General features: G+C 71.2%; 11 protein-coding genes. 2 read left to right on the top strand and 9 right to left on the bottom strand.

Translation table 11 applies throughout. The annotated features are described in order from the left end of the window. Positions 1 to 148 precede the first annotated feature (148 nt). Both CLV68_RS33615 and radA read left to right on the top strand, forming a co-directional pair. Complete coding sequence (locus CLV68_RS33615) at positions 149 to 868, top strand: copper chaperone PCu(A)C domain-containing protein (protein WP_170224027.1); 720 nt, start codon at positions 149 to 151, stop codon at positions 866 to 868. Between the two features lie 49 nt (positions 869 to 917). Continuing rightward, positions 918 to 2,276: a DNA repair protein RadA gene (radA, locus tag CLV68_RS01395; RefSeq protein ID WP_121388824.1), complete on the top strand. Its 1,359-nt coding sequence runs from the start codon at positions 918 to 920 to the stop codon at positions 2,274 to 2,276. Positions 2,277 to 2,282: 6 nt separating this feature from the next. Here the strand turns inward: radA and CLV68_RS01390 are convergent, their stop codons facing one another. From CLV68_RS01390 to otsB, 9 genes are all read right to left on the bottom strand, one after another. Beyond that, entirely contained in the window at positions 2,283 to 2,888 is a 606-nt protein-coding gene (locus CLV68_RS01390) for a hypothetical protein (RefSeq protein ID WP_121388823.1), read from the bottom strand. Continuing rightward, positions 2,875 to 4,488, bottom strand: coding sequence for a VWA domain-containing protein (locus CLV68_RS01385; protein ID WP_121388822.1), 1,614 nt, complete (start codon positions 4,486 to 4,488; stop codon positions 2,875 to 2,877). Before CLV68_RS01385 ends, CLV68_RS01390 begins: the two co-directional genes overlap by 14 nt. Beyond that, entirely contained in the window at positions 4,485 to 5,645 is a 1,161-nt protein-coding gene (locus tag CLV68_RS01380) for a toxic anion resistance protein (RefSeq protein ID WP_121388821.1), read from the bottom strand. The genes CLV68_RS01385 and CLV68_RS01380 overlap by 4 nt, the downstream gene beginning before the upstream one ends. Then, positions 5,642 to 6,733, bottom strand: coding sequence for a hypothetical protein (locus CLV68_RS01375; protein ID WP_121388820.1), 1,092 nt, complete (start codon positions 6,731 to 6,733; stop codon positions 5,642 to 5,644). Before CLV68_RS01375 ends, CLV68_RS01380 begins: the two co-directional genes overlap by 4 nt. Positions 6,734 to 6,838: 105 nt before the next feature. Further along, positions 6,839 to 7,567: an ESX secretion-associated protein EspG gene (locus CLV68_RS01370; RefSeq protein ID WP_121388819.1), complete on the bottom strand. Its 729-nt coding sequence runs from the start codon at positions 7,565 to 7,567 to the stop codon at positions 6,839 to 6,841. Between the two features lie 3 nt (positions 7,568 to 7,570). Further along, positions 7,571 to 8,797 carry a PPE domain-containing protein gene (locus CLV68_RS01365; protein ID WP_121388818.1) on the bottom strand — a complete coding sequence of 409 codons (1,227 nt, stop codon included), beginning with the start codon at positions 8,795 to 8,797 and terminating at the stop codon, positions 7,571 to 7,573. Positions 8,798 to 8,801: 4 nt separating this feature from the next. Continuing rightward, complete coding sequence (locus CLV68_RS01360) at positions 8,802 to 9,374, bottom strand: DUF3558 domain-containing protein (RefSeq protein WP_281274624.1); 573 nt, start codon at positions 9,372 to 9,374, stop codon at positions 8,802 to 8,804. A 1-nt stretch (position 9,375) separates the two neighbouring features. Continuing rightward, positions 9,376 to 9,792, bottom strand: coding sequence for a PE domain-containing protein (locus tag CLV68_RS01355; protein WP_170224025.1), 417 nt, complete (start codon positions 9,790 to 9,792; stop codon positions 9,376 to 9,378). A gap of 187 nt (positions 9,793 to 9,979) precedes the next feature. Further along, positions 9,980 to 12,508, bottom strand: coding sequence for a trehalose-phosphatase (gene otsB, locus CLV68_RS01350; RefSeq protein WP_121388815.1), 2,529 nt, complete (start codon positions 12,506 to 12,508; stop codon positions 9,980 to 9,982). Positions 12,509 to 12,524 lie beyond the last annotated feature (16 nt).

Here is a 12,524-nt window from a genome sequence, read left to right as displayed (position 1 = left end):
GCCGCCCGTTCCACTGTGGACCCGGGCGCGGACGTGACGGGCGCGACATCCGACGGGTGATTGTCCGCCCACGCCGCAACCCGCCACCGCGCCCCGGCTAGGCTCCTGAGCCGGTAGGTGATTGTCCGCTAGCGACGCAGGAGCACCCGTGAGCCGTGCACAGCAGAACTCGACCGGCAGGCTGCGCCTCGCCCCGGCCGTGTTGGGCCTCGGCATCGCCGCAGCACTGGTGACCGCGGGCTGCAGCTCCGGTCAGATCACCCAGACCGACTCGCAGCTGCCCGCCGTCAACGGCGCGCTCGCGCAGGCGGGCCAGATCGCGGTGCGCGACGCCGTGCTCGCCTACCCGGAGAACGGCTACTACGCCAAGGGCGCCGACGCGCCGCTGTCGCTGACGATCGTCAACGTGGGCGGCACCCCGGACAAGCTGGTCGAGGTCACCAGCCCGCTGGCGACCGAGGTCGAGGTCTCCGGCGACGCCAACCTGCCCGGCGGGTTCGCGCTCGTCGTCGGCAAGGCGGGTGCGGAGGCGGACGGCAAGAAGTCCAGCGCCCCCACCACCCCGACCCCGACCACCACCAGCGCGGTCGCCCCGACATCGGCCTCGGCAGGCAAGCCCACCTCGGGCGCCCCGAGCACCACGACCACGACCGGTTCGGTGGCGGCCACCTCGGTGACGCCGACCACGACCACCGCCAAGCTGAAGCTCGGCACGCTGGAGATCGTCCTCAAGGGCTTCTCCGAGAAGCTGTACCCGGGCAAGAACGTCCCGGTCACCTTCGTGTTCGAGAAGGCGGGCCCGGTCACCGTCAACCTCCCGATCGCCGCCCCGAACGGGCCGCGCGAGGAGCACAAGAGCGAGCACTGAGCGGACTGTCGGTCCCCGGCCGTACCGTGCTGGCCGTGGTGATGGTCCAGTGGTGAGCAAGTCCAGCTACCGGTGCGCCGACTGCGGGCACACGGTCGCCAAGTGGTTCGGCCGCTGCCCGGAGTGCCAGACCTGGGGCAGCCTGGAGGAAGTCGGCGCGCCCAAGGTCAAGATCGCCGCGGGGGCGCCGAGCTCGCCTGCCCGGCCGATCGCCGAGGTCGACATCGAGGCCGCGCGGGCCCGCCAGACCGGGGTGCCCGAGTTGGACCGGGTGCTCGGTGGCGGATTGGTGCCCGGCGCGGTGGTGCTGCTCGCCGGTGAACCCGGTGTCGGCAAATCGACGCTGCTGCTCGAGGTCGCCTACCGCTGGGCCGCGCGCGACGGCGAGTACGGGCCGACGTTGTACGTGACCGGCGAGGAGTCGGCGGGGCAGGTCCGGTTGCGGGCCGAGCGCACGGGCAACGTGCACCAGTCGATGTTCCTGGCCGCGGAGAGCGACATCGCGGCGGTGCTGGGGCACGTGGACGCGGTCCGGCCGGGGCTGCTCGTGGTCGACTCGGTGCAGACGATGTCCTCGCCCGCGGTGGACAGCGCTCCCGGTGGTGTGACCCAGGTGCGGGCGGTGACCGCCGCTCTGGTGGCCCTGGCGAAGGAACGCGGGCTGCCGGTGCTGCTGGTCGGGCACGTGACCAAGGAGGGCTCGATCGCCGGTCCGCGGGTGCTGGAGCACCTGGTGGACGTCGTCCTGCACTTCGAGGGCGACCGGCACTCCATGCTGCGGCTGCTGCGCGGGGTGAAGAACCGGTTCGGGCCCGCTGACGAGGTCGGCTGCTTCGAGTTGGTGGAAAGCGGCATCGTCGGCGTCCCCGACCCGTCCGGCCTGTTCCTGAACCGGCGCGACACCGGGGTCGCGGGCACGGCGGTGACGGTGGCGGTCGAGGGCAAGCGCCCCCTGCTCGGCGAGGTCCAGTCCCTGGTCGCCAAGTCCCACCTGGGCACCCCGCGCCGCGCCGTCTCCGGCCTGGACTCGGCCCGCGTCGCCATGGTGCTGGCCGTCCTGGAACGCCGCGGCGGCATCCGCCTCGGCGACGCCGACGTCTTCGCCGCCACCGTCGGCGGCATGAAGATCCCCGAACCCGCCGCCGACCTCGCCATAGCCCTCTCCGTGGCCACCGCCGCCCGCGACGTCGCCCTCCCCCCGGACCTGGTCGTCCTCGGCGAAGTAGGGCTCGCAGGCGAAGTCCGCCGAGTCTCCGGCGTCCGAGCCCGCCTCACCGAGGCCCTGCGGCTGGGGTTCACCAAAGCCTTGATCCCCCCGGACTCCGGCGATCTCCCGGACGGGATCGAGGCCCGCGTGGTGGGGGACCTGGCTTCGGCGATGAACAACTTGCAGGTGCTGCGGGAATAACCGGGGCTAGTCCTCGGCGCGGTCTTCGAGGTAGCGGGTGTGGTCGGATTGTCGGCGGAGGTCGTCGGCGAAGAAGTGGGTGGCGACCTTTTCGGCGTCCAGGTCGAGCAGGTCCAGTTGGGCCAGGAGTTCACCGGCGGCGGAGCGGGCGTTGGAGCGTTTGGCGACGCCGATCCACCAGGGCAGGTTCAGGTACGTCTCCACCGCGAGCGGCACGTCGACGCGGACCAGGCGGGTCACGCTGTGGGAGGTTTCCGGGTCGGCGGCCAGGTCGTCGGGGCGGGCGAGGACGGCGCCGAGGACCTCGCCGATGTGCTCCAGGCGGTCCAGGGCGCCCTCGGGCATGCGCTTGGTCTCGGCGCGGACCTTCGCCAGCAGGGCGGCCAGGTCGGCGCGCAGGCGGGACGCCTCGATGGCCGGGTCGACCGAGAGTTGGACGCGTTCGGGCGGTGCGGCCAGCGCGCCGACCAGGTAGAGCGCGCCGATCACCGGGAGCCAGTACGGGCCTGCGAGACCGACCAGGTGCAGCCCGACCCCGCCGAGCCCGGCGACGCAGCCGACGAGGTTCTTGGTCGAGCCGAGGTAGCGGACGACCCGGTCACTGGTAGCCACGGATCTCCCGGAACACGTGCTGCAGGTCGGTGTCGCGCGCGTCGAAGACCTTGCCGCCGGTGCGCTTGGCCACGTCCGCCATCTCGTCCTTGTTGCCCTCGCCGAACAGGACCGTGAACACCGGCACGCCCTTGAGGCGCTCCGGCAGCCTGTCCCGCGCCTGCTGGAACCCGGCGAGGTCGGTGCCGCTGTTGTTCTCGCCGTCGGTCATCAGCACGATCGAGGTGAACCGCCCGTCGTCCGGCTGGGCGCCCAGGTGCTGGTAGGCCCGCTCCAGGCTGGCGTAGATCGCGGTGCCGCCGCCGGAGTCCAGGTCCTCGGCGGTCTGCTTGATCCGGTCGAGTTCGGCGCGCTGGTCGACCTCCGGCACGGAGAAGGTGATCGGCTGCCCCGGTTCGCCGCTGAACGGCAGGAAGGTGACCTCCTCCCGGCCGTGGAAGCGCCGGTAGCGGCCGACCAGGTCGTTGCTCGCGCCGGTGAGCCCCACCAGCGCCGCGCGCAGCTTCTCGATCCGCTCGCCCGCCATCGAGCCGGACACGTCGAGCACGTAGACCGTCCGCGACGGGCGGCGGATCTCGTCGAAGTACGCCATCAGCAGCGCGTCGAACGCCTGCTCGGTAGCCGGGAAGGGCAGCTCGACCAGCGTTCGCGTGCCGAAGTCCTTGTCCAGGTCGACACCGGGCACGGCGGGCCTGCGGTGCGTGCGGGACATGATGTCGCGCTGCACGGCCGGGGTGCGCAGGTACTCGGTGAGCTTCTTGTGGTCGGCGCGCGCGTGCTCGGGGGCGTCCTTGAGCGCGGTCAGCGGGTAGTCGGCGGTGACGACGCCGTCGCTGGGGTAGATCAGCGCCAGCGGCTCGGGGAGCTTCCCGCCCGCGTTGAGGGAGAGCAGCACCGACTCGTAGTTGATCAGCCCGTCGATCTTCGCGCCCGGGTCCTCGCCGGTGGCCCGCCGCTGGTACGCCTCCGAGAGCCAGCCCGACGACCCCGCGCTCATCGCCTGCGCCGAGAAGAACCCCTTCAGCTGCGGCTTGACCGCGCCCACCTCGGTCGCGCTGATCGCCGACCCGGTGCCTGCCAGCGCGGACGCCACGCCGACCAGTGCGGAGAACCCGGAGTTCGACGCCGACGGGTCGGTCATGCCGTAGCTGAACCGCTTGTCCGCCGCCGCTTTCGCGATGTCCGACCAGGACACCGGCTTGTCCACCCAGCCGAGCTCGGTCGCCTTCGAGCGGGCCAGCCCCAGCACCACCGGCGAGGTCATGATCTTCGCCTGGGCGCCGAGCCTGCGCGCGGCGTCCGGGATCGCCTGCGGGTAGCGGTTCGCGGAGAACCACACCGCGTCGTACCGGCCGTCGGCCTTGCCGCTGGCCAGGACCTCCGAGCCCTCGATGGTGCCGCTGAAGGTGAACTCCACCCGCACCCCGGTGGCCTGCGCGGCCTGGTCGAGCACCGGCTTCAGGTCGGCGAGCTCGCTGCCCGCCAGCACCCGCAGCTTGCCCGCTTCCGCCTGGCTGACCGGCTTCTCGTCGCCCGCGTCCGAGGAGCAGCCGGACAGGACCGCCGCGACGGCAAGGACGGTGGCGATGACCCGTTTCATGCTTCTCCCCCGGTCTCGGTGTCGTGCGAGCGGCGCAGGTGGTCGCGCGTGCGGTGCAGCTCACCGGTCAGCGCGGCGACGGTGGTGGCCATGTTCTTCGTGGCACCCGCCCGGAACTCGTCCACCGCGTCGATGGCGCGCAGGATCTGGTCGAACGACGCGCGGATGGTGGCCACACCGACCGCCGGGTCGGCCGCGCCCTGCTGGATCTGGGCGGTGTGCTGCTCGAGCAGGCTCCCGTTGGCGCGCATCAGTTCGTCGGTCGTCCCGCGCAGCGCCTCGATCTCCTCGAGCACCGCGCGTTGGTTGGCCAGGCCGCCGCTGACGACGAGCGCGATCCGCAGCGCCGCCACTGTGGTGGTGCAAGCCCGTTCCACGCCTCGGATCAGCTCGTCGTTGTTGCGCCGCAACAGGTCCAGCGCGAGGTAACCCTGGGCGCAGACCGCGAGCTGGGTGAGGATGTCCTGATGGCGTTGTCGCACCGGCAAAAGCACGTCGGCGCGCAGTGAGGTCGCCGCCGCTGGGTCGGCGTAGTCGAGCACCCCGGCTTGGCGGTCGATGGCGCCGTCCAGCGCCTCGGCGAACACCGCCGCTTCCGCCAGGTGGCCCATGTTCTCCCACAGCCGCGACCGCTCGCCCTTGATCGCCGCGTTGTCCCGGCGCAGTTGGTCCTGCCGGGTGCGCAGGTCGACGATGAGCAGGTTGATCGGGGTGTTCGCCGCCTGGTACCGCTCCAGCAGCCGCTTGCCACCGCCGATCGGGATCAGCCCGAACAGCTTGCGCGGGGCGGTGGGTGCGGCGCCGGGATCGAGTTCGGCGACCGTGCGGCGCAGCTCGACCAGGCTGGTGGTGATCCGCTGCTCCGGGCCGGACCGCCTGCCCTGCGCGGTGGCCAGCGCGTCGACCGACCGGTCCAGCAGGGCGGTCGCGATCCCGGCCGCCACCCGCATGTCCGCCTCGCCGACGGCCATGATCTCGTCGACCTTGTCGGAGAAGTCGGGGGAGCGGGGGTCGAGCGCGGTCAGCTCCGCGGTGAAGCGGCCCGCCTTGGCCTCGGCGGCGGCGCGGGTCGGATCGTCGACCGGGACCAGGCCCGCCGCGCGGTCGAGCGGGACCGGGTCGACCGGATCCGGTGGCGTTAAAGCGATGTCGCTCACCGGTAGTACTTCGCGATCTCGTTGAGCAGCCGCTCCAGCGTCTCGTAGCTGGGCACCTCGGCCTGCGAGAGCAGGTCGGCAGGCGCGTTCAGCTTGCGGTCGGCCAGCAGGTCGAGGAACGCCTTGGGGTCGTCGGTGCGGAACCCGAACTCGGCGGCCAGCCGCTTGAGGTCGGGGTCGGTGCTCAGCAGCTCGCCGACCCGGCCGCCCTCGCCCTTGAGCGGCACCAGGGTGTGCTCGGACAGCAGGGTCGGCTGCGGGTACAGCAGCTTCATGTCGGGGCGGATCGAGCCGTCGCCGCGCAGTTGCCGGTCGAGGAACTGCGACTCGTAGATGAACACCAGCGGCGCCTTGCCCATGCCCGCGGCCAGGTAGTCCTCGAACGGGCCCTCGCTGCTGCTCTGCGTGTAGCCCTGGTCGATGAACAACTTCACCGCGGGCGGCAGCACCTTCGCCTCGGCCTCGGGGGTCGCGACGACCTGGTTGTCGTTGAGCACGTGGGAAACCAGCGCCAGGTACATGGCCGCGGAGTTGGAGTTGCGCGGGTCGGTGGTGGTGATCAGGACGTTCTTGCGCACGGGGTAGGCGGTGTTGCCGGGCAGTTGGTCCCAGCGGGTGCCCTTGCCGGTCAGCTCCAGGTACTTCGCGATGTCGAGCACCTGGTACTCGCCGAGGCCCTTGTGCACGACGCCCTGCGCGGTCAACAGGTCCACGATCGGCGCGAACGTCGCCACCGCCATCGGCGACCGGAACGGCGTGTAGACCTTGTTGACCTTCTTGTCCTGCTTGATCCGCTGCGCCGCGGGCCGCGACGACGGGAACGCGAAGTCGTACGGCCCCAGGTCCACCGTGGTCGCGATCTGCCGCGACCCGGCGGAGTCGAACTCCACCCTCAGCCCGTGCCTGCCGAACACCTCGACCACCCTGGCGTCAGCGAAGAACGCCGCCTTCTCCGACCCGCCGACCCCCCGCACCACCTGCGCGCCCTGACCGGGCACCTGGTCGTCGTCCCCCGACCCGAAGATGATCGCCACCACCACGGCCGCGAGCAACACCACGGCAAGACCGATGCTGATCCGACGTTTCATGCACCCCTCCCCACCGGTCCGATGATCCCGGCCCCACACCCCCTACGACGCCGTTTCGCCCGCACTGGACATGAAGTCGGCATGAACGCCAGGCGACGTCTTGGTTCAGGCAAGGGCCTTGCGCATGTCCCGCAACCGCGTGGCCAGGTCGGCCTTGGCGGCGGGGGCGATGATCAGCCGGTCACCGGGGAGGACGAGGTTGAGCCACCTGCCGCGCGTGGAATCGGCGTACCGCAAGGGGTGTGGGGCTGCGGTGCGCCGGTTGGCGTGGTCACGGGCCGCTACGGAGAGTTGACCGCCACCGGTCGTGGGGAGCTCGGCGATCCGTTGCGCCAGCGCGAGTTCCGGGTCCTTTCGGGCTTTCGTGGTGTAGTGCCGCTCACTGGGCTCCGGCGGCCCGACAGTGACCGCTCGACCCCGCCCCGGCGGGAGGTCCGGCAGCTGCTCGACCACGCTGTCCGGCAACCGGTCGGGACTGATTTGTCGCAAATGGACGGTATTGTGCTGCCGCACCGCGAGCACGGCGTCCCGCCCGCTCGCCGCCGCCAACACCCCAACCGTCTTCTCGCCGCTGGTGACCCACCCGGAGAACTCCACCCGAGCCCGGCACAACAACGCCACCGTCGCCACAAGATCCGCGTCCACCCGCTCGCGCCGATCCACCAGTCCCAGCTTCCCCAACTCCACCAGCGCCTCGGCATCCCTGGCGCGTTCCTCCGCGACGGGGATCCAACTCGGTACCGGCGCAAGCGTGACGTGCAACTCGCCGAGTGCTTCCCTGCGGACAACCCGCGCGAGCACCTCCGCGGGCAGGACCAGCGGTCGATCCAGCAATGCCTACTCACCGATGACCGGGGGAGCGGTGATGGCATCGGTCCCGAACAACTCCTCAGGATCCGCCACCACGAGATAACTGGGCGCCGACCGCTCCAGGTCATCCTCCCCCTTGGCGGCACCACCACCCGCCCCAACCGGAAGCCCACCCCCCATCGACCGACCCGTCCGGCTTCCCCCGGCCCCGAACCCCCTGGCGCCCTCGGTCGGGCCAACTCCAGTCCTGGCCCCTTCCGGCCCGAACCCCCGCCCAACCTCAGCCCGAACCCGACCCTGCTCACCCCCGTGCGGCACCCGCGGCCCCGACTCCCCGCCTGGACGGCCGCCTGCTTGCCCGGGCTGCCCACCGCCGGGTCGTCCGGTCGCCTGCGGTGCTCGTTCGCCGGTGGATCCCTGTCCGCCCGGCTGACCCCACTGGCCGACTGGTGTCCGGCCCGGCGTCCATCGGGTCCCCGGCGGACGCAGTGGCGGCACCGGTGGTCCAGGTGCTGGTCCCGGAGTCGGCGCGGGCCGCGGTCCGGGCTGCGGCACCGGCTGGCTGCCAACGACCTGCTGCGGCGGCGTCGCCCAACTCGTGGCTGTGACCTGCGGTCGACCGGTCTGCTCGACAGCACTGCGCGCTCGTCCGTTGTCGGGTGGTTCGACCGCGGGCCGCCGCGCCGGGATCGGCTGCCGCACCGGGGGCACCACCGGCTTCTCCGCCTGCGGCGCCTGCTCGACCGGGTCGATCGTGAACTCGCCGTACGTCTGCGGCAAGGAGGCGATGTGGGCAGCGGACTGCGTCTCGTACACCCGCATCACGTGGATGTTCGCCTCGGCCGCGAGGTTGCGCTGCCGCACTGAGTCCTCATAGGACTCCGATGCCGCGCCGAGGGTGGTCAGGTTGTCCCACATGTTCGGTCTGGCAGGCGCGGGCGGGACCGGCTGAACCGCGTCGCGGGCGGAGTGGAACAACGAGACCTGGTTCATGGTCACCTCCTTGGCCTGCGTCAGCGCGGGCTGGGCCGCGGCGTGCCACCGGGCCAGCGGCACCGCTCCGCGTTGCGCGGACTCACTGGCCTCCCCTTGCCACGCCTGCGCCATCGACGCGTTGATCGCCAGGATCTCCACCGCGAGGGTTTCGTACTCCACTGCCACCTTGGCCAACAGTTCCGCAGCGCTGATCAATGACTCGGTACCCACGCCTGCGTGGAAGTTGTCGTAGATCCCCTCGCCGGAGATGGCGGTCACCGGCCTACCCCGCCTTCATGGTCGTGATCGCCAAGACCGCCATCTCGCGGACCGTGTCGCACACCTCGGGTCCATCGCCATCCCCATCGACGTGGAAGGTCAACTCGTCGCGGATCCCGACGACCAGGTTGCAGTGGCCGCGGGGGCGCAGGTCCTCGCTGAAGTGGAACACGCCGGGATAGCCCTCGATCACGACCGGTTCGAAGTAGCCCGTGTCGTTCTTGAACACGCGGTACGTGTCGTCGAGTCCGCCCGAGTTGGAGGCCAACCAGCCGAAGACGAAGGTCTCGAGGGTCTTTTCGTTGTCCCAGTCGCAATAGGGATCGTTCGACTCGAGTTTGTGAGCAGTTCCCTCAGGCTCCCAGCCGAGTCCACCGGACTGCTCCGGGGTGAGTACGGCGCATGGGTCCTTGCGGAACCTTCCCGGGGCAATGGGCTCGTGCACTCCCGGCGCACCGTACTCGCGTGTCGTTGCCGGTGCTGTGGTGGAGGTGCTTGGCATCGGGGACCCGGCTTCGGTACAACCGCTCGCGAGCGCTGTGAGCCCCACCAGGCAGGTGAGCAGCCTTGCGCTCATATCACCCTTCCTCTGATCGCAATGTGGCCGAGTTGACCGCCTCTGTGGCCGCATAAGCCTGCCTGGCGGCGGTGAGCATGTGGACGTAGTCGCGGGCGTACTCGCGCATCGTCTTGTTGTGCTCGATGGCCTTGACCAGGGTCTGCCTGGTTGCTTCGGCCTCGGAGTCACTCGCTGGGTCCTGCGCGGGCGGCTGGACGATGTCGTACGCCGTGGTGAGTTGGCGCTGACACGCGCTGATCCTGTCGGTGATGGTCTTCCACTGGGCGATCAGGGAGTCGAGCACGATCAGGCTCTCGAACCGGAAGTACCCGGCCGAGGGCGCACCAGTACCGGGCGGGCTGACCAGTCGGTCGCCCACCATGAACTGGTCGCTGATCCCGCTCCCAGCCAGTGCTCGTCCATTGCCGTCCGGCACGGGAATCCCTCCACGCTGCGATGCGGAGCGAGGGTAGCAACGCCGATGTGGTGGTTGTCCCGGTTTGGCGACTTTTCGGCAGGTATGCCCCGTTCGGGGCATCAGGGTCTGGCGGAACTGTGACACAGGGTGAGTACAAAGGTGGGGGCCCGCCAGGAAATGGCGGGCCCCCACTGCATTCGGGCGTTTACGCGGAAAGGAGTTGGGCGCAGCGGATCAGGCCGAGGTGGGAGTATGCCTGGGGGTGGTTGCCCAACGAGCGCTCGGCGACCGGGTCGTACTCCTCCGGGAGCAGTCCGGTGGGTCCGGCGGCGTTCACGATCTGGGCGAACAAGTCCTCTGCTTCCGGGCGGCGGCCGGTGAGCAGGTATGCCTCGATCATCCAGGCCGCGCAGATGTGGAAGCCGCCCTCGTCGCCGGGGAGGCCGTCGTCGCGGTGGTAGCGGTAGACGGTGGAGCCGGAGCGGAGTTCGGCCTCGGTGGCGGTGACCGTGGCCTGGAAGCGGTCGTCGGTGGGGTCGATGAGGCCGACCATGCCGATCATCAGGGTGGCGGCGTCGAGGTCGGTGCCGTCGTAGGCGGTGGTGAAGGAGCGGACCTCGTCGTTCCAGCCGTTGGTCAGCACGTCGTCGGCGATCTTGGCGCGCAGGGCGGGCCAGTCGGGGTGCGCGGTCCTGCCGTGCTTGTCGGCCAGGGTGAGCGCGCGGTCGATGGTCAGCCAGCACATGACCTTGGAGTACACGTGGTGGCGCGGCCGGTGCCGTTCCTCCCAGATGCCGTGGTCCGGCTCGTGCCAGCGGCGGGTGACCGCCTCGGCCATCGCCTCCACCATCGCCCAGTCGCTGTCCGAGAGCGACCCCTTGGCCTCGGCCAGGGCCGCGACCAGGTCGACCACCGGGCCGAACACGTCCAGTTGGACCTGCTGGTTGGCCAGGTTCCCGACCCGCACCGGGCGCGACCCGGCGTACCCGGGCAGCGTGTCGATCACGGCTTCCGGGCCCAGCGTGGTGCCCGCGATCGTGTACAGCGGGTGCAGCCGCTCCGGGCCGGGGATGGTGGCCAGCACGCCGTGCACCCAGCGCAGGAACGCCTCGGCCTCCACAGTGGACCCCAACGACACCAGCGCCTTCGCCGTCATCGACGCGTCGCGCAGCCAGCAGTAGCGGTAGTCCCAGTTGCGGATGCCGCCGATCTCCTCCGGCAGCGAGGTGGTCGCGGCGGCCATGATGGCGCCGGTCTCGCTGTGGCACAGGCCGCGCAGCGTCAGCGCGGAGCGGGCCACCAAGTCCTTCTCCACCGGCGGCAGCACGAGCGTGTCCAGCCAGGTGGTCCAGTAGGACGCCGCGCGCGCCTTGCGGTCGGGCTCGGCGACCGGGTGCGCGGACAGGTCCCTGGTGCCGCAGCGCAGTTCGAACACCACCGGGGCCTGCGGCGTCGGCTGCACGACCGCGCGCGCCGAGTCGACCTGCCCGTCGCTGGTGATCTCCCAGACCACCCCGGGCGCCCGCAGCGCGATCGGGTCGGACGTGCCGAGCACCAGCAGCCCGTCGACGGTGGCCTCCAGCCGCACCTGCACCTGGCCGAACTCCGGGCGCGGCGCGAACTCCACCACCGCGGCGGACGAACCGGACAGCACCCTGGTCAGGTCCGTGCGGTGCGCTGGCGCGTCGTGGTCGAGGTAGTCGGTCACCAGCAGCCCGGACCAGCGCGTCTCCACCGTCGTCGTGCCCGGCAGGTACCGCTGTCCCAGCGGCAGTCCGCCGCGTTCCGGCGACACCGAGAAGTGCCCGGCGGTCGGGCCGCCGAGCAGGTCGGCGAAGACCGCGGCCGAGTCCGGTTCCGGGTGGCACAGCCAGGTCAGCCGCGCGTCCGGGGTCACCAGCGCCACCGAGCGCTCGTTGGCCAGCATGGACAGCCGCTCGATGGGCGGCGCCTGCCCGCCGTAGAGCCAGTTGCGGCGCTCCTCCAGCAGCAGCGCCAGCATCGTGGCCACCGACACCGGGTCGTCGATGCGGTACCCGGCGAGGGTCTCGCCGTCACCGACCTTCACCCCGACGTCCGGGCCAGCGAGCCGGGTGAACGCCTTCTCGTCGGTCACGTCGTCGCCGACGAAGATCGCCGCGGTCGCGCCCGCCTGGTGGCGCAGCACGTCGAGCGCGTGGCCCTTGTCGGTCTGGACCACCGCGAGCTCGATCACCGCCTTGCCCTCGGTCACCTGGACCCCGGTCCACGTGCACGGTCCGGAGCGGACCTTCGCCAGCACGTCGTCGGCGACGTCCTCCGGCGCGCGGCGCACGTGCACCGCGATGCTGGCGGGCTTGACCTCCAGGTGCACGCCCTCGGCGCCCTCGGTCAGCTTCTCCAGCTCCGCCTCGATCCTGCGGTGCAGGTCGCGGGCCTCGGCGTCGAGCGCGTGCACGAAGCCCACGTCGAACTCGGAACCGTGGCTGCCGACCAGGTGCACCTCCGCGGGCAGCCGCGACAGCGTCGCCAGGTCGCGCAGCGCCCGACCGGAGATCACCGCCGCCGTCGTCTCGTGCAGCCCGGCCAGCGAGCGCAGCGCGCCGACCGACTCGGTGTGCGGGCGGGCGTTCTCGGGGTTCTCGACGATCGGGGCGAGTGTCCCGTCGTAGTCGCAGGCCACCAGCAGTCGGGGGGTGCGGGCTACCTGCACGATGGCGCGGCGCAGCTCGGCAGGGAGGGCCTCGGCGGTCAACGCCTTCTCCTTGGCT

Origin of the sequence: Actinokineospora cianjurensis (assembly GCF_003663795.1) — a bacterium.
GTDB classification, from domain to species: Bacteria; Actinomycetota; Actinomycetes; order Mycobacteriales; family Pseudonocardiaceae; genus Actinokineospora; species Actinokineospora terrae.
Note: the sequence above shows the minus strand (reverse complement) of the source record. Positions and strands in the feature narration are given on the sequence as shown.